This is a genomic window from Micropruina sp. (assembly GCF_047602385.1).
In the GTDB taxonomy this organism is placed as follows: domain Bacteria; phylum Actinomycetota; class Actinomycetes; order Propionibacteriales; family Propionibacteriaceae; genus Micropruina.
On the sequence record NZ_JASGHL010000002.1, the window covers coordinates 60,084 to 78,062 of the forward strand.

General features: G+C 67.4%; 13 protein-coding genes and 1 pseudogene. 10 read left to right on the plus strand and 4 right to left on the minus strand.

Going from position 1 to position 17,979, the window contains the following annotated elements; all coding sequences use genetic code 11:
• Nucleotides 1-66 precede the first annotated feature (66 nt).
• From QM711_RS05230 to QM711_RS05240, 3 genes are all read left to right on the plus strand, one after another.
• Nucleotides 67-807: a response regulator transcription factor gene (locus tag QM711_RS05230; RefSeq protein WP_415097010.1), complete on the plus strand. Its 741-nt coding sequence runs from the start codon at nt 67-69 to the stop codon at nt 805-807.
• Complete coding sequence (locus QM711_RS05235) at nt 804-2,327, plus strand: sensor histidine kinase (RefSeq protein WP_415097012.1); 1,524 nt, start codon at nt 804-806, stop codon at nt 2,325-2,327. The genes QM711_RS05230 and QM711_RS05235 overlap by 4 nt, the downstream gene beginning before the upstream one ends.
• A 139-nt stretch (nt 2,328-2,466) precedes the next feature.
• Nucleotides 2,467-3,909, plus strand: coding sequence for a glucosaminidase domain-containing protein (locus tag QM711_RS05240; protein WP_415097014.1), 1,443 nt, complete (start codon nt 2,467-2,469; stop codon nt 3,907-3,909).
• Nucleotides 3,910-3,962: 53 nt separating this feature from the next.
• Here the strand turns inward: QM711_RS05240 and QM711_RS05245 are convergent, their stop codons facing one another.
• Together QM711_RS05245 and ppdK are read right to left on the minus strand one after the other, a co-directional pair.
• Nucleotides 3,963-4,823: a hypothetical protein gene (locus QM711_RS05245; RefSeq protein WP_415097016.1), complete on the minus strand. Its 861-nt coding sequence runs from the start codon at nt 4,821-4,823 to the stop codon at nt 3,963-3,965.
• A 190-nt stretch (nt 4,824-5,013) separates the two neighbouring features.
• Nucleotides 5,014-7,636, minus strand: a pseudogene (gene ppdK / locus QM711_RS05250) (pyruvate, phosphate dikinase).
• A 186-nt stretch (nt 7,637-7,822) separates the two neighbouring features.
• Here ppdK and QM711_RS05255 point away from each other — a divergent pair.
• On the plus strand, nt 7,823-8,845 hold the full coding sequence (locus QM711_RS05255) for a class I SAM-dependent methyltransferase (protein WP_415097018.1): 1,023 nt from the start codon (nt 7,823-7,825) through the stop codon (nt 8,843-8,845).
• A gap of 83 nt (nt 8,846-8,928) precedes the next feature.
• On the opposite strand, the gene QM711_RS05260 is transcribed toward QM711_RS05255, so the two are convergent.
• Complete coding sequence (locus QM711_RS05260) at nt 8,929-9,153, minus strand: PIN domain-containing protein (RefSeq protein WP_415097020.1); 225 nt, start codon at nt 9,151-9,153, stop codon at nt 8,929-8,931.
• Here QM711_RS05260 and QM711_RS05265 point away from each other — a divergent pair.
• From QM711_RS05265 to QM711_RS05280, 4 genes are all read left to right on the plus strand, one after another.
• Nucleotides 9,080-9,871 (plus strand): YwiC-like family protein, encoded by a 792-nt coding sequence (locus tag QM711_RS05265; RefSeq protein ID WP_415097022.1) that lies wholly within the window; start codon nt 9,080-9,082, stop codon nt 9,869-9,871. The two genes, QM711_RS05260 and QM711_RS05265, sit on opposite strands and share 74 nt — an antisense overlap.
• A gap of 52 nt (nt 9,872-9,923) precedes the next feature.
• On the plus strand, nt 9,924-11,210 hold the full coding sequence (locus QM711_RS05270) for a glycoside hydrolase family 1 protein (RefSeq protein ID WP_415097024.1): 1,287 nt from the start codon (nt 9,924-9,926) through the stop codon (nt 11,208-11,210).
• An 88-nt stretch (nt 11,211-11,298) separates the two neighbouring features.
• Nucleotides 11,299-12,714 carry a glycoside-pentoside-hexuronide (GPH):cation symporter gene (locus tag QM711_RS05275; RefSeq protein ID WP_415097026.1) on the plus strand — a complete coding sequence of 472 codons (1,416 nt, stop codon included), beginning with the start codon at nt 11,299-11,301 and terminating at the stop codon, nt 12,712-12,714.
• A gap of 140 nt (nt 12,715-12,854) precedes the next feature.
• Nucleotides 12,855-14,471, plus strand: a complete 1,617-nt coding sequence (locus tag QM711_RS05280) for a metallophosphoesterase (RefSeq protein WP_415097028.1) — start codon at nt 12,855-12,857, stop codon at nt 14,469-14,471.
• A 177-nt stretch (nt 14,472-14,648) separates the two neighbouring features.
• Here the strand turns inward: QM711_RS05280 and rfbA are convergent, their stop codons facing one another.
• Entirely contained in the window at nt 14,649-15,509 is an 861-nt protein-coding gene (gene rfbA, locus QM711_RS05285; RefSeq protein ID WP_415097030.1) for a glucose-1-phosphate thymidylyltransferase RfbA, read from the minus strand.
• Between the two features lie 67 nt (nt 15,510-15,576).
• Here rfbA and rfbB point away from each other — a divergent pair, with 67 nt between their 5' ends.
• Together rfbB and QM711_RS05295 are read left to right on the plus strand one after the other, a co-directional pair.
• Nucleotides 15,577-16,575 (plus strand): dTDP-glucose 4,6-dehydratase, encoded by a 999-nt coding sequence (gene rfbB / locus QM711_RS05290; protein ID WP_415097032.1) that lies wholly within the window; start codon nt 15,577-15,579, stop codon nt 16,573-16,575.
• Entirely contained in the window at nt 16,575-17,966 is a 1,392-nt protein-coding gene (locus QM711_RS05295) for a sugar nucleotide-binding protein (RefSeq protein ID WP_415097034.1), read from the plus strand. The genes rfbB and QM711_RS05295 overlap by 1 nt, the downstream gene beginning before the upstream one ends.
• The last annotated feature ends 13 nt before the right edge of the window (nt 17,967-17,979 follow it).

The following is a 17,979-nucleotide window of genomic DNA, read 5'->3' on the forward strand; positions in this document are numbered from 1 at the left end:
CGGGCTCACAGGAAACGCACAGCCGGCCCCTAGCCCAGCCTCACAGGCCCCTGACAGATTGAACACATGACGACCAGCACCCGCGGTGGCAACGAACCACTCACCAGGCCGGACGGCACGCCGATCAAGATCCTGACGGTGGACGACGAGTCCAGCCTGACCGAACTGCTCAGCATGGCGATGCGCTACGAGGGCTGGGAGGTGGCCACCGCCGGCTCCGGCCTGGACGCGGTGAAAGTGGCCCGCGATGTCCGTCCGGACGCCATCGTGCTCGACATGATGCTGCCCGACTTCGACGGCCTCGAGGTGATGCGCCGGATCCGCACCGAGCAGCCGGACGTCCCGGTCATCTTCCTGACCGCCAAGGACGCCGTCGAGGACCGGATCGGCGGCCTCACCGCCGGCGGCGACGACTACGTCACCAAGCCGTTCTCGCTGGAGGAGCTGATCGCCCGGCTGCGCGGGTTGCTGCGCCGCTCGGGCGCCACCACCCTGCGCCCCGGCTCACAGCTGGTGGTCGGCGACCTGGTGCTCGACGAGGACTCCCACGAGGTCACCCGGGCCGGCGAGGAGATCCAGCTGACCGCCACCGAGTTCGAGCTGCTGCGCTACCTGATGCGCAACCCGCGCCGGGTGCTCAGCAAGCCGCAGATCCTGGACCGGGTGTGGAACTACGATTTCGGCGGCCAGGCCAACGTCGTCGAGTTGTACATCTCATACCTGCGCAAGAAGATCGACGCCAACCGGACCCCGATGATCCATACCCTGCGGGGCTCCGGCTACGTGCTCAAGCCGGCGGCGGAATGAGCACCCCACCGATCGCCGCCACGCCGACCCAGCCGACGACCCAGCCGGCGACCCTGCGCCCCCTCGCCAGGGGAACCCTCGGACGACGGCTGGTGGTGCGCGTCGCCGCGCTCGTCGCCATCGTCGCGATCGGGCTCAGCGCCGTGGTCGCGCTGGCCGCCTACAACATCCAGGTCGGCCAGGTGGACGCTCGCCTCGACCGCGCGATCTCCCGGCAGGGCGGCCCCGGACCGGGCGGGCCCTCGTCGGGAGGTCCGACGCCGAGCGGGCAGGAGATCGGCACGATCTTCTTCACCCAGACCTCGGTCCTGACCAGCGGGGTGATCCTGGTCGACCGGGCCAGCAACGACGGCGTCCGGTACACCTCGCTCTCGGCGGACGCCCAGCAGCAGCTGGCCGCGCTCGCGCTCGGAACCGGCGCCCGATCGACCGTGCACCTCACCGGCTACGGCGTGTACCGGGTCACCGCGGCCAGCGGTGGTTCGACGCGAGTGATCGTCGGGCTGCCGTTGAGCCAGGTCTCGAGCGCGATGACCTCCCTGGTGGTGTTCGAGGCGCTGCTCACCGGCGCGGTGATCGTGGTCGCGGTGCTGGCCGCACGCAGCGTCGTGGTGCACAGCCTGGCCCCGCTGAACCGGCTGGCGGCCACCGCGACCGCGGTCTCCAACCTGCCGCTGAACAGCGGTGAGGTGGAAGGCATCGTCCGGGTGAATGCCGCCGACACCGATCCGGTCAGCGAGGTCGGACGGGTCGGGCTGGCCTTCAACCACATGCTCGACAACGTCGAAGGCGCCCTCGCCTCCCGGCACGCGTCCGAGGTGAAGCTGCGGCAGTTCGTCGCGGACGCCTCGCACGAGCTGCGTAACCCGCTGGCGGCGATCCGCGGGTATGCGGAGCTGACCCGCCGCGAGCGGGACCAGATGTCTTCGGCGATGGCACACGCGATGGGCCGGATCGAGTCGGAGTCGGACCGGATGAGCAGCCTGGTCGAGGACCTGTTGCTGCTGGCCCGGCTCGACTCCGGCCCGGCGCTCGACCTGCGCCCCACCGACCTCACCGAGATCGTGCTCAACGCCACCAGCGACGCCCGGGTCGCCGGTCCCGACCACCGATGGTCACTGGCGCTGCCGAACGAGCCGGTCTTCGCCCTCGGCGACCGGTACCGCCTGCACCAGGTGCTGGCCAACCTGCTCGCCAACGCCCGCACGCACACGCCGGCCGGCACCCGGGTGGAGACCGCGGTCACCGTTGCCGACGGCATGGCGGTGATCACCGTCACCGACGACGGGCCGGGTGTGCCCCCGGAGCTGCAGGCGACCGTGTTCGAACGCTTCACCAGGGCCGAGGTCAGCCGGGTCCGGATCCAGGGCGGGTCATCCACCGGGCTCGGCCTGGCGATCGTCGCCGCGGTCGTCGCGGCCCATCACGGAACCGCCTCCGTCGACTCCCGGCCCGGCCGGACGGTGTTCGCCGTCGGCATCCCGACGGCGACCCCCGATCCGGACCAGTCGTCGAGGTAGCCGATCCCCGATGTCATCCGGACGTTGAGGGTTAGCGATGGTAAGACCCGTAGTCAGAGCCATGTCAACGGACGCGGCATCGAGAACGAGTCGAGAGTTCAGGTGGCTCTCGGGCGGCTCTCAGGTTTGAATCCTGGTCATGACCCACCCGTCCGTCCGGCTCCGGGCCGCATTCCTCGCCATTGCCCTGACCGGGGCCGGGCTCGTCACCGCAACCGTGGGAGCCGAGGACAGCGAGGCGGCGGTCGACTATCAGGCCTACATCGCGAGAGCGGCCGAGGCGGCGAAGGCGTCCAAGAAGAAGTACGGCGTTCCCCGGGCGGTGACCATCGCGCAGTCGATGCTCGAGTCGGGGTGGGGGCTTTCCGGCCTCTCCACCAAGTACAAGAATTACTTCGGGATCAAGTGTGGCGCCGCCGTCAGCCCTTACCAGAAGGGGTGCGTGGCACTGGAGTCCTACGAGTACGTGAAGGGCAAGAAGAAAAAGTATGTGAGCCGCTTCCGGGTCTATTCATCGATGGAGAAGTCGTTCCTCGATCATGGACGCCTGCTGAACTACGCCGATCGCTACAACCCGGCGTTCAAGTATCCCAACGATCCGGACAAATTCATCCGTGCCGTCCACAAGGCCGGTTATGCGACCGACCCGAACTACTCCACGCTCGTGATCGGCCTGATGAAGCGGTGGAACCTGTACCGCTTCGACGTCCCCAGCAAGCCCAAGCCGAAGCCCAAGCCGAAGCCCAAGCCTGATCCGAACAAGGGCTTGATCTCGGCTCTGGCACCGCTGGCACAACGCAATCAGGCCGCCACCAGGGTGCCGGCATCGGTGACGATCGCCCAAGCGCTGTACCACTCGAATTCCGGCAAGAGCGCGGTGACGAAGAAGACCAAGAACTACTTCGGACTGCGCTGTGGCGGCATCAAGACCAAGGCGTCCGCGACGTGCACAAAGGTCGGCGGCACCACGTACCGCCGATACAAGTCGATGAGCGCTTCGGTGGCAGATCAGGGCGCCGTGTTGTCGAGCGGCGCGCGCTACCGGGCAGCCATGAAGGCCCACCGGAATCCGAAGGAGTTCCTGAAAGCGCTTGTCAAGGCCGGTTGGTCAACCAGCAAGTCATATGCTTCCAAGGTCAGCACACTGATCACCCGGTATGGCCTGACGAAATACGACCTGCACATTTCCCACACCCTGAAGCAGGGTGGCCGGGGCGCCAGGGTGACCGCCCTGCAGAACCTCCTCCTCAAGTCCGGCGGGATGGTGAAGGCGACCGGCTACTACGGCACCGACACCGTCGCCGCGGTCAAGGCGTACCAGAAGAAGCGGAAGCTGCCGGTCACCGGAAAGGCCGATCCGCTCACCCTCACCCGGCTCACCCCGGACGTCCGCAAGGGGGCCAAGGGCACCCAGGTGAATGCGCTGCACGCGCTGCTGAAATCACGGAAGTACCCGGTGGACGGCGGTGGGACATTCGGCTCGAAGACCCTCAAAGCGGTCAAGGAACTGCAAAAGAAGACGAAACTACCGCAAACCGGAATCGTCTCGGTACGCACCTGGGGTGTCCTCTTCGGCGGTTGAGCTGGTCGGTCCCGCAGACCGGTTGTGCTCGACCAGAAGCGGCCGGCCCGCCGTCACTTCAGCGGATGTGCCTGCAGCCATTCGGTCACCGCAGTGGGGACGCCGACCGCGGCGGCCCGCGTCCGGATTCCGATGACGGCCGCGTTGTCCAGCGTCGCGTGCAGTTGCTGCACGACGTCCAGGACCGTGTCGTCATCGGCGAGTTCGAGTCGCAGCAGGGCGGTCTGGGGGTCCGCGGCGATCATCGTCTTGGGATCGTCGACCGGCTTCACCTCGGCGTCCGCCACCTGCGGATCGGTTGCGTCGAACACGCCGATGGCCCCGGCTTTCACCTCGGCGAGCCGCTGATTCACATCGTCGACCACCTTCACCGAGGGTTTCGCGCCATAGATCGCGGCCAGCCCGGCCTGCCCGTCGGGGGCCGTGCGCCAACGTTCCGCCGAGACCACCGTGGTCGTCGCCGTGACATCCAGCAGGGACGCGTCGGCGCGGGTGGACACGTAACGCCAGCCGCGGTCGATCGCGGACGGCTGTAGCACCGCCACCTCCTCATCCAGCGCAGCGGCCAGGTCGGGGACCAGTCGCTGCGGATCGGAGGTGTCGACCTCCAGTGCCTGAGCGGCGGTCCAGGCGAACGTCGGCACGACGTCCAGCTCGCCCGCCATCAAGCGGCTCACTTGGGTGTTCGGGTCCTCGGCGACTTCGACGACGGACGCCGTCCGCCCCTTCCCGACCAGCGCCTGCAGGTACAACTCGGCCAGCACACCGGTGGTCGGATCGGGCGTCATGCCGATCCGCAGGGTGGCGACGACCGGGCTTGTCGTCGGGGTCGAGGTCGGCACCGGCGACTGCCGGGCACAACCCACCACGACGGCCAGCAGGACGCCGAGCAGCACAACCGCGCATCGCCTCATTGCGCTCACTTTGCCACGGACCGCACCGGCGGAGTCAACGACGCGCTCCCGTCCATCCCGATCCGGAGACCCCCGCGGCGGGGGTCGCAGCGCACCGGCGCCGCTCCCGGTGAGCGCGAGTCGGCGCCGAACCGCGAACCGCGGGTCCTCGTGGCCGGCCCCGCCGGGCCGGCCACGATGGGCCTTCAGGTCAGCCGGCCGCCAGCGCCGACTGGGCGGCGGCGAGCCGGGCGATCGGCACCCGGAACGGCGAGCAGGACACGTAGTCCAGTCCGACCCGCTGACAGAAGTCGATCGACGACGGGTCACCGCCGTGCTCGCCGCAGATCCCGAGCTTGATGTCCGGACGCGACTGCTTGCCGAGCTTGACCGCGGTCTCGACCAGCTTGCCGACACCGATCTGGTCGAGCCGGGCGAACGGGTCGAACTCGTAGAATCTTCTTCTCGTAGTAGGCGTCGAGGAACTTCCCGGCGTCGTCGCGGCTGAAGCCGAACGTCATCTGGGTGAGGTCGTTGGTGCCGAACGAGAAGAACTCGGCCTCGGTGGCGACCTCGTCAGCGGTCAGCGCCGCCCGCGGGATCTCGATCATGGTGCCGACCAGGTACTTCAGGTCCACGCCCGCCTCGGCGATGATCGCGTCGGCGGTGTCGGTGACGATCTTCTTGACGAACGCCAGCTCCTTCACCTCACCCACCAGCGGGATCATGATCTCGGGAACCAGGTTCCACTCCGGGTGCGCCTTCTGCACATTGATCGCTGCCTCGATGATCGCCCGGGTCTGCATGGCGCCGATCTCGGGATAGGTGACATCGAGACGGCAGCCGCGGTGGCCCATCATCGGGTTGAACTCGTGCAGCGAATCGATGACCGCCTCCAGCGCGGAGGTTTCCATGTTCATCTGCCGGGCCAGCGCAACGACGTCGGAATGGTCGTGCGGCAGGAACTCGTGCAGCGGCGGATCGAGCAGCCGGATGGTGACCGGATAGCCCTCCATCGCCTCGTAGATGCCCTCGAAGTCCCCGCGCTGCATTGGCAGCAGCTTGGCCAGCGCGGCCTCGCGCTGCTCGACGGTCTTCGACACGATCATCTCCCGGATCGCTGCGATCCGGTCGAGCTCGAAGAACATGTGCTCGGTGCGGCACAGCCCGATGCCCTCGGCGCCGAACTCGCGGGCCTGCTGAGCGTCCACCGGGGTGTCGGCGTTGGTGCGGACCTTCATCGTCCGGTACTCATCAGCCCACTCCATGATCCGGCCGAAGTAGCCGCCGATCTCGGCCGGGACGGTCTTGATCTGCTCGCCGTAGACATTGCCGGTGGAGCCGTCCAGCGAGATCCAGTCGCCCTCGTTGTAGGTGTTCCCGCCCAGGCTGAAGCTGCGGACGCCGAAGGTGATCTCGCCCAGGCCCGACACGCAGCAGGTGCCCATGCCGCGGGCCACCACCGCCGCGTGCGACGTCATCCCGCCGCGCGCGGTCAGGATGCCCTTGGCGTAGTGCATGCCCTCGATGTCCTCGGGTGTGGTCTCCAGCCGGACCAGGACGACGTCCTCGCCGCGCTTGCCGCGAGCGGCGGCCTCGTCGGAGGTGAACACCACCTGGCCGCAGGCGGCACCCGGCGATGCCGGCAGGCCCTTGCCGATAGGCGTCGCGCCCTTGAGCTCGTCGGCGTCGAACTGCGGGTGCAGCAGCGCGTCGATCTGCTTGGGGTCGATCATCGACACGGCCTTCTTGGAGTCGATCATGCCCTCGTCGACCAGGTCGCAGGCGATCTTGAACGCCGCCGCCGCGGTGCGCTTGCCGTTGCGGGTCTGGAGCATGAAGAGCTTGCCCTCTTCGATGGTGAACTCCATGTCCTGCATGTCGCGGTAATGGTCTTCGAGCTTGTCGACGATGGTCTGGAATTCGTCGTAGACCGCCGGGTTCTGGCTCTTCAGCTGGTCGATGGTCAGCGGCGTCCGGATGCCGGCCACCACGTCCTCACCCTGGGCGTTCATCAGGAACTCGCCGTACAGCCCGGAGTCGCCGGTCGCCGGGTTGCGCGAGAACGCCACGCCGGTGCCGGAGGTGTCGCCGAGGTTGCCGAACACCATGGCCTGGATGTTGACCGCGGTCCCCCAGTCGGAGGGAATGTCGTTGAGCCGGCGGTAGTAGACCGCGCGCGGGTTGTCCCACGAGCGGAAGACCGCCTTGATGGCGCCGAACAGCTGCTCGATCGGGTCGGACGGGAACTCGGCACCGATCTTGTTCTGATACTCCGCCTTGAACTGCCGAGCCAGTTCCTTCAGATCGTCGGCGTCCAACTCGAGGTCGTCCTTGACACCCTTGTGCTCCTTCATCTCATCGATGAGTTCCTCGAAGTACGCCTTGCCGACCTCCATGACGACATCGGAGTACATCTGGATGAAGCGGCGGTAGGAGTCGTAGACGAAGCGCGGGTTGCCGGTCTTTCGGGCGAACGCCTCGACGACCTGCTCATTCATCCCGAGGTTCAAGATGGTGTCCATCATGCCCGGCATGGACGCCCGCGAACCCGACCGCACCGACACCAGCAACGGGTTGTCCGGATCGCCGAATTTCTTCCCGGTCAGCTCTTCCAGGGTGCCGATATAGCGGACGATCTCGTCGCGGATGTCGTCGCCGATCTTCTCGCCGTCGGCGTAATAGCGGGTGCACGCCTCGGTGCTGATCGTGAAACCCTGCGGTACCGGCATCCCGAGGCCGGTCATCTCGGCGAGGTTGGCGCCCTTGCCGCCGAGCAGGTTCCGCATGGAACCGTCACCCTCGCTGAACTCGTACACATACTTGGTGGTCATCGTGTGATGAATCTCCTTCGGATGCTCCGTTGCATGGACGCCGAAGACGGCGACTCCGCGTGCCCGCCCCCGGCGGAGCGGTGTCCGGGTGCCAGGCAGCACGCCCAGCGTATCGACCCCCGCCGCGCGGTGGTACCGGGATGGCGATCTAGGCCACCACCGCGCCAAAGGTGATTACCTGACCTCATGGATGACGATCCCACCCCGCGGCTCGACGCCGTCACCGAGCTGCTGCTCGCCCAGGCCGGCGAGATCGTCGGGCCGGTCGCAGTCCTGGACGACGTGGACGGCGCACTCACCGGGGCGCTCGCCGGTCAGGGCCAGCGGGTGCGGGCGTGGTGCGACGACGTCCGCTCGGAGTCGGCGCTGCCCGCGACACCGCTGGTCGAGGCGGTCGGCACCCCGGCGTCCGCAATCGCCGGCGCGCGGACCGTGCTGTGGCGGCTCCCCCGCGCCGTGGGCGCGGTCGACGAGTACGCCGAGCTGATCGCTCGACACGCAGATCCGGACGTCCGGGTCATTGCCGGGGAGCGCGACAAGCACCTCTCCCGGGCCATGAACACCGTTTTGGCAAGGAGCTTCGAATCCGTTTCCGCGTCGCTCGGGCACCGCAAGGCCCGCGCGCTGCTCGCCTCGGGGCCGATCGCGGGTGAGCCGTCCTGGCCCCGGACGGCGCGGGTCGAGTCCCTCGGTATGGACGTGGTGGCGCACGGCGCCACCTTCAGCACCAATCGGCTCGACCACGGCACCGCGCTGCTGGCGAGTTGTCTCGATCGACTGCCGGCGGCGTCCACCGCGATCGATCTGGGCTGCGGCAGCGGGATCCTGGCTGTCCTGCTGGCCCGGCGCGGCATCCGGGTCGAGGCGATCGACGTCGCCTGGAGCGCGTGTGACGCGACCGGGCTCACCGCGGCGGCGAACGGCGTCGCGGTCGATGTCCAGCGTCGCGATGGACTGGCCGGGCGGACGGCCCGGGTGGACCTGATCGTGACCAACCCCCCGTTCCACGTCCGCGCCGCCAAGGACACCTCGCCGACCCGGGAGCTGTTCACTCAGGCCGGCCGGCTGCTCAACCTCGGCGGCGAACTGTGGTGCGTCTACAACGCGCATCTGCCCTACCTGCCGTGGCTACGGCAAGCGATCGGGCCGACCACGCTCATCGCCCGCGATCGCGGCTATCTGGTGACCAGGTCCGTGTGTCAGAGCTGAGCCGGATCCGCATCATCAAGCCCACGATGGCCGACGGCGGCGATGACCGACGGCGGCGATGGATCGGCCGGTCAGTCCCGGAATCACCCGGGAATCACGCACTCGACCCCGAACCGCGCGATGCCGCGATCGAAGGTGAGCACCGGACACCTCTGCTCCAGCGCCAGTGCAGCGATGTACGCGTCGGTGATGAGGTGCCCTCCGGTGCCGGCGGCGATGAGTAGGGTCGAAAGCGTGTCCCTGCGCGCCGGTTCATGGCTTCCCAACCAGCACGGCGCCTGGGCGATCCTGGCGGTGCCGCTGATCACCGGCTCGGCCCTTCGTTCACCCCCGGACCCGCTCCGGTCGGTCCTGCTCGGTGGCTGCTTCGTGACCGGCTACTTCGGGTTCTTCGCGGCGTCCCAATGGCTGAAGAGCCCGCCCCGCAGGCGCAGCCGCCACCTCGCGCCGCTGCTCACCTACACCTCGTCCGCGGCGGCATTGGGCCTGCTGGCCCTCCTTCGTACCGGCCCGGCGCTGATCGGCTGGGTGCCGGCTTTCGCAACCCTCCTCATCCCGGGCCTGTGGTTGGCGAGTCGACGCAATGAACGCGCCATCGCCGGCGGCGCGCTGACCACGATGGCGGCCTGCCTGATGCTGCTGGCGCTGTGCTACGACTCTCCGGTCGCCGTGATCGAGCACTGGCCGGCCAGCCGTCCGGCCGTGCTCGCGTCCGCGGCGTTGTTCGGCTATTTCTTCGGCACCGTGCTGCACGTCAAGAGCCTGATCCGGGAGCGCGGCAACCGGGGCGTCGAGGCCGCTTCGCTGCTCTGGCATCTTGGCTGGACGGCCGCTGCCGCCATCCTGTGGCCTTGGCCGGACGGCTGGCCCTGGCTGCTGCTCTTCGCTCTCTCGAGCATCCGGACCTGGCTGCTGCCGAGGCTGGCCCGGACGGCCCCACTGCGGCCGGCGGTGATCGGTTCGGTGGAACTGCCGCTCAGCGCATTGGCCCTGCTCAGCGGGCTGCTCACCCGCACGCCTGTTTGACACCCCTTGCCACACCGCCGACGATGACTTGCAGACAAGCGAAAGGGACGGTGTGCACGCGTTCAGTCTGAAGAACTGCGAGTTGGGCGTCGCCACCGCCGCCACCCAGATCGAAGGCGGTCAGGCCCGGACGAACTGGCATCGCTGGGCCGAGCAGCCGGGGCACATCAAGGACGGCTCGAGCCCGGCCCGAGCCTGCGACCACTGGAACCGAGTCCCTCAAGACATCGAACTGCTGAAGGCGCTCAACGTCCAGCACTACCGGCTCGGGCTGGAGTGGGCCCGCATCGAACCCGGTCCCGGCGAGTTCGATGCGACCGCGATCGACCACTACCGCGACGAGTTGGGACGGCTGCGCGACGCCGGGATCAAACCGCTGGTCACCCTGCACCACTTCAACAATCCGACCTGGTTCGAGGACGCCGGAGCCTTCCTCAATCCCGACGGCACCGACGCCTTCCAGCGCTACACCCAACGGGTGATCTCCGCGCTCGGCGATCTGGCCGACGAGTGGATCACCATCAACGAGCCGAACATATATGCCACCCACGCCTACTACTTCGGCGTCTGGCCGCCCGGAATCCGGTCGCTGAAGACACTCACCCGTGTCTACACGAACCTGGCCGCCGCGCACATCGACGCCTACCGACTGATCCACGAACTGCAGCCGGACGCCCGGGTCGGCGTCGCCCAGCACCTGCGGGTGTTCCGGCCACGGATCGCCTGGCATCCCGGACACTGGGCGTCCGCGCAGACCATGGAGTGGCTGTTCCAGCGGATGATCACCAAGGCCATGTGCAAGGGCAGGTTCCTGGCACCGCTCTCGCAGCCGCCCGGCATCCGGCCCGGCCACTACTACGACTTCCACGGCATCAACTACTACTCCCGCAGCACGGTCAGCCGGCTCGACGACGGAGTGGGCGCCGACGTCCCGATCAACGAGTTGGGCTGGGAGATCTATCCGCAAGGCCTGATCGAGGTCGCCCGCTGGCTGCACGAAGCGCACCCCGGACCGCTGTACGTCACCGAGAACGGCACCGCCAACTCGGACGACGGCTTCCGCAGCCGCTTCATCTACGAGCACCTGTCGGAGATCGCCAACTCCGACCTGCCGATCGAGCGCTACTATCACTGGTCGTTCATGGACAACTGGGAATGGCTCGAAGGCGAGTCCGCCCGGTTCGGCCTGATCCGGGTCGACTACGAGACGCAGGAGCGGACCATGCGCGAATCCGGACGGTTCTTCTCCGAGATCGCCGCCGCCCGCGGCGTGACCGATGAGATGTACCAGCGCCACGTCTCGCACCAGATCTATTCACGAAACACCACACCGCACTGACGCCGCTCTCGCCGGAGGCACCGTCCGAGCCTTCCGGGTTCGAACGCGAAGGTCTCGACAACCGTGCCGGCTGCCGCCACGATGAGGCATGGCAGCGAGGCCGGCACCCAGGTCACCCGAGGCTCTGTTCGCCCGCAACCGCTGGGCATTCAGCGTCGGGACGCTCGGCCGCGACATGGTGTACGCGCTGGTCAGCCTCTATCTGATCGTCTTCATCACCGAAGTACTCAACGCCTCCGACACCTTCGTCTGGTGGGCCGGCTGGTTGATTCTGGGCGCCCGGCTGTTCGACGCCGTGATGGACATCGTGATGGGGTCGATCGTCGACAACACCCGGAGCCGGTGGGGCCACTACAAGCCATGGATCGCGGCCGGTGCGGTCGCCTCGGCGGCGTGCACGCTCTTGCTGTTCACCGACCTCGGCCTACCGGACGCCGGCTACATCACCGCATTCGCCCTGCTCTACCTGCTCTGGGGCCTGACCTGGACGATGAACGACATTCCCTACTGGGCGCTGCTGCCGGCTCTGACGCTCGACCAGAAACAACGCGAGAAGATCGGCGCACTGGCCAAGATCTTCGCCACCATCGGCCTGTTCAGCGTGGTGGTGGCGATCCTGCCGGTGACCCAGGCACTGGGCAGCGGCACCCGCGCCTGGTTCCTGTTCACCGCCGCGGTGGTGGCGATCATGGTCGTCGGCCAACTGGTGACCCTGGTCGGCGTCCGCGAGCCCCGGCTATCGGTGGAACAGCCGAAGGTCACGCTGCGCGGGCTCTGGCGGGTGGTGGTCGGCAACGACCAGTTGCTGTGGACGGCGATCGCGATGGTGCTGTTCATGACCGGCTACGTGACGACCACCTCGTTCGGCATCTACTTCTTCAAGTACGCCTATCGCGACGAGGGCATGTACACGTCGTTCGGCGCCGTGCTCGGGGTCGCCCAGCTCACCGGGTTCCTGATCTTCCCGCTGTTCCGCCGCCGGTTCAGCAGGCGCACCTTGTACACCGGTGCCACCGCCACGATCGTGGCGGGCTACGTCCTGTTCTTCTTCGCCCCGATGAACATGATCTGGATCGGCATCGCCGGTTTGCTGCTCTTCGTCGGTCAGTCGTTCGTGGTGGTACTGATGCTGGTCTTCCTGACCGACTGCATCGAGTACGGGCACTGGAAGCTGGGCAACCGGAACGCCGCGGTGACCTTCGCCCTGCAGCCGTTCATCAACAAGGTCGGTGCCGCCCTGGGCACCCAGATCGTCAGCGTGGTCGTGGTCGTGTCGGGCATCAACTCGGCCGCCACACCCGACGACGTGACACCGGAGGGCCTGCTGATGATGAAGCTGGCGATGCTGGTCCTTCCGCTGATCCTGATCGTCGCGGGTTATCTGATCTACCGCGCCAAGTACCGCATCGATGAGGCGTTCTATACCCGAATCGTCGACGAGTTGGCGCAGCGCGGCCAATTGACCGCAGATCCAGGTGTCAGTGCCACAGATCACGAAAAGTAGGAGTCGCCAACTCGTTTACTGAGCGCAACTAATGTAGTTTCGCTCAGTTGTATCGCCTGCTCAAGCTGCCGATAATCGTGCTGTTCTTCGGGGGAAAGCACGCCGGACATTGCCCGGCCCAGGCAGGACTGGAGAGCAGCATGAGCATCCCCCACACCCTTCTCCACCGGCTGCGGCGCACTCGGACGGCAGGGCTCGTCATCGGCGCGCTGGTGACGGTCCTGGGCATCGGCACGGTGAGCACGCCCGCCGCAGCCGCCACGTCGCTGAGCCTGAAGGCGTATGCCTCCGGTTGGGGAAAGGTGGGGCCGTCGCGCACCACCTCGATTGCGGAGATCACCGTGAAGGTGCCCGCCAATCCGGTCGAGTTCGGGTTGCAGTTCCGGGCCGCCAAGAAGTCGTCGGGCTACCGGACGAAGGTCGGGGTCGACCGCCAGGGCAAGGTCAGTGCGTCGTTCAGCCGAGTGGCGTCATATAAGCAGAGCGGCCTCACCGGTTCCCGGCCGCTCGGCTTCGCCGTCAGCCCCGGCGACACCCTGCACTTGGAGGCAACGGTGGCCGCGACCAGCCCGGTGCGGCTGTACCTGCGAGCGTGGAAGGACGGCACCACCAAACCGTCCTCGTGGTTGGCGACCAGCAGCGACGCGTCTACCAAGCGCATCAAGACCGCCGGGGCCACCTACCTGTGGGCGCGGACGCCGTCCGGGAGCCCACGGGTCACCCTGCCGTTCGCGGTGGAGTCAGTGGCCGCCTACACCGCGGCGAAGGCCGCCGCGGTGGGGCAACCGACCTCGCCGCCGGCCGCCTCGTCTCCTGGCGACACCTTCAGCATCGCGGTGATCGGAGACACCCAGGACGAGACCAACTTCGCTGACGACACCCGGTTCAGCGACCGGACGTCGTGGCTGGCCGCCAACAAGGACGCCCTGGACCTGCGCTACGTGCTGCACACCGGCGACATGGTCAACTGGGGCTGGCTCGATCCGCCCCAGTACACCCACGCCCGGAACGCGATGGCGATCCTGACCGCAGCCGGCCTGCCCTGGTCGGTCACAGTCGGCAACCACGACACCCGCGCCGTCGGCTGGAACAACATCGAAGGCTCCACCGGCTACGGCGGCAGCGCCTATGAGCGAAACCCGGAATGCGTGATCAAGCTCTCGCCACAGGAGTGCAAGACGACGCTGCTGGTTCGCCAGACCGCCGAGTTCAACGACAGCTTCCCGGTCGGCTCGCTGGCCGGGCTTGGTGGCACGTTCGAACCCGGCAAGATCGACAACGCCTGGACGTCGTTCACCGCGAACGACACCAAGTGGCTGGTGCTCAATCTCGAGTTCGCGCCGCGCCGGAGCGCGGTCGAGTGGGCCCGGGCCGTGGTGGCCTCCCACCCCGACCACAACGTGATCATCGACACCCACTACTACCTCAGCGGATCAGGAGCGATCTCCACCAGCAACGCCGGGTACGGCGAGACCGGCGGCAAGTACCTCTACGACGAGATCGTCTCGAAGTACGCCAACGTCAAGATCGTGGTCAGCGGGCACGTAGGCCGCTACGCCAGCCGGACCGACACCAACGGCGGAAACACCACCGTGTCCTACCTGGGCGACAAGCTGGACGGCGGCGACAACCCGGTGCGGGTCCTGACCATCGACACCGCCAGCGGCCAGGTGACCAACACCGTCTACCGCCGGGTCAAGCCCGGTAGCGAGGACCGCTACAGCACCGGCAGCGCGAAGATCTCGATCATCCGCTGAGGCAGTGCCGATCCATCGTTGGTCGAGGTGTCGAGACCCGAACCGTGCGCTCCACCGAGGTCTCGACAAGCTCGACCGACGGTGCTCGGTGCCCTCGGGTCATCCGGCGCAAGAGATGGGGGTCGTCGATCGCTCGCCGGGTGCGCCGCAGCCGAGACAGGATTGATCAGCGCTTCCCTAAGGCAGCAGCGAGGACAGGTAGGCACCATAACCCGACTTGGCCAGCGCAGCTGCCCGCTCCGCCAGGCCTGCGTCGCTGAGGAACCCCTGCCGCCAGGCGGCTTCCTCGGGGCAGCCGACCTGGAGCCCCTGCCGGGCCTGGATGGTCCGGACGAAGTTGCTGGCGTCGTTGAGCGAGTCGAAGGTCCCGGTGTCCAGCCAGGCGGTGCCGCGCGGCAGGATCGAAACCTGCAGCCGGCGGTCCTCGAGGTAGACCCGGTTGACGTCGGTGATCTCGTATTCGCCGCGCGCGGACGGCGGCAGCTCGCGAGCGATGTCGACGACGTCCGAGCCGTAGAAGTAGAGCCCGGGGACGGCGTAGTGCGACTTCGGCGCGGCCGGCTTCTCCTCGATCGAGATGGCCAGCCCGCTGGCGTCCAGTTCGACCACGCCGTAGGCGGTGGGGTCACTCACCCAGTAGCCGAAGATGACGCCGCCGTCGATGTCATTGAAGCGCTGGAGCTGGGTGCCCAGCCCTTGGCCGTAGAAGATGTTGTCGCCCAGCACCAGACAGCAGGCCTCGCCGTCGAGGAAGCCGGCACCGATGGTGAAGGCCTGCGCGAGCCCCTTCGGCTCGGGCTGCACGGCGTAGCTGATCGAGATGCCGAACTGCGAACCGTCACCCAGCAAGCGCTGGAACGCCTCCTGCTCGTGCGGGGTGTTGATCACCAGCACCTCGGAGATGCCCGCGAAGATCAGCGTCGAGAGCGGGTAGTAGATCATCGGCTTGTCGTACACCGGGACAAGTTGCTTGCTGCTGCCCAGGGTGATCGGATGGAGCCGGGTGCCCGAGCCACCCGCGAGAATGATGCCGCGCATGGCTGGCATCCTTCCACGAATCACAGGGGCGCCAAAATGCCCCTGCACGACCCAATAGGATGCCCCCATGTCGTCGCTTCTTGTCACCGGCGGAGCCGGATTCATCGGCTGCAATTTCGTCCGGCACGTCCTCGACCACACCGATCACACCGTGACCGTGCTCGATGCGCTCACCTACGCCGGGAATCGGGCGTCGCTGGACGATCTGCCTGGGGATCGCTTCCGCCTGGTGGTCGGCTCGGTGTGCGATGCAGTGTTGGTCGACGAACTCGTCGCCGGCCACGACATCACCGTGCATTTCGCCGCGGAATCACACAATGACAACTCGCTGAACGATCCGTCGCCATTCATCCAGACCAATCTGGTCGGCACCTTCGAGCTCCTGCAGGCTGTCCGTCGGCACCAGAAGCGCTATCACCACATCTCGACCGACGAGGTCTACGGCGACCTGGAGCTCGACGACCCGGCGAAGTTCACCGAGACCACGCCGTACAACCCGTCCAGCCCCTACAGCTCGACCAAGGCCGGCTCCGACCTGCTGGTCCGGGCCTGGGTGCGCAGCTTCGGCGTCCAGGCCACGATCAGCAACTGCTCGAACAACTACGGCCCGTACCAGCACGTCGAGAAGTTCATCCCCCGGCAGATCACCAACGTGATCGACGGCATCCGGCCCAAGCTGTACGGCGCCGGCCTGAACGTGCGCGACTGGATCCATGTGGACGACCACAACGCCGCCGTCCTCGACATCATCGACCGCGGTGCGATCGGCGAGACCTACCTGATCGGCGCCGACGGCGAACTCGACAACAAGACCGTCATCGAGCTGATCCTCGAACTCATGGGCCAACCGTCGGACGGCTACGACCACGTCAACGACCGGCCGGGTCACGATCTGCGCTACGCCATCGACGCCACCCGGCTGCGCACCGAACTGGGCTGGACGCCGCGCTTCCCGGACTTCCGCTCAGGCATCGCCGACACCATCGACTGGTACCGCGCCAACGAGGGCTGGTGGCGTCCGATGAAGGCGGCCACCGAGGCCAAGTACGCCAAGACTGGCCAGTGATGGCGGAGTTGTCCGTTCACTCCACGGCGATCCCCGGGCTGCTGGTCATCGACCTGCCGCTGCACGGTGATGCCCGCGGCTGGTTCAAGGAGAACTGGCAGCGCGTCAAGATGACCGCGTTGGGCCTGCCCGATTTCGGTCCGGTGCAGAACAACATGTCGTTCAACGCGACCGCCGGAAGCACCCGCGGCCTGCACGCCGAGCCCTGGGACAAGCTGATCTCGCTCGCCCACGGCCGGATTTTCGGCGCCTGGGTCGACCTCCGCAAGGGCGCCTCGTTCGGCACCGCGGTCACCCTCGAACTGGGCACTGACAAGGCGGTGTTCGTCCCTCGTGGGGTTGCCAACGGATACCAGGCGCTCGAGTCCGACACGGTCTACTCCTACCTGGTCAACGACCATTGGAGCCCCGAGGCCCGAGGCTCGTACACCTACCTGAACCTGGCCGACGAGACCGTCGCGATCCAGTGGCCGATTCCGCTGGCCGACGCCGAGATCTCCGCCGCCGACCAGGCCCATCCGCGACTCGGCGACGTCGTCGCGATGGCGCCCAAGCGCAGGGTCGTGGTCGGCGCGTCCGGCCAGCTGGGACGTGCCCTGCTCGGGTTGCTGCCCGACGCGATGCCGCTGCAGCGACCCGACTTCGACGTGACCGATCCGGCGACGTTCGCCGGCGTGCCCTGGAGCCAGGTCGGGCTGATCGTGAACGCGTCCGCCCACACCGCGGTCGATGCTGCCGAAAGCCCCGACGGACGCCGGGACGCCTGGGCGGTGAACGTCACCGGCCTCGGACGCCTGGTCGAGGTGGCGCGCAGGCACCGGATTCCGCTGGTACACGTCTCCAGCGACTACGTCTACGACGGCACGGTCGAGTCGCACACCGAGGACGAGCCGCTGAGCCCGCTCGGCGTCTACGGGCAGACCAAGGCCGCCGGCGACGCCCTGGTGGCGACCCTGCCGCAGCACTGGATCGTCCGGACCAGCTGGGTGATCGGCGAGGGCAACAACTTCGTCCGCACCATGGCCTCGCTGGCCGAGCGTGGGATCAGCCCGAGCGTGGTCAACGACCAGTTCGGACGGCTGACGTTCACGGCGGATCTCGCCGCCGGCATCGTCCACCTGGTCAGCACGGACGCCCCCGCGGGAACCTACAACCTGACCAACGGCGGACCGAGCATGAGCTGGGCTGACATCGCCCAGCGAGTGTTCGAGTTGAAGGGTCGGTCGCCCTCCGATGTCACCGGGGTGACCACCGCCGAGTACTTCGCTGGCAAGACAATGGCCCCGCGGCCGGTGCACAGCAGGCTGGATCTCACCAAGCTCACAGCCGTCGGCTTCACCCCGCCGGACGCCGAGGACCGGCTGATCGAGTACCTCTCGCAGAGCACCTAATCTCGTTGGCCAA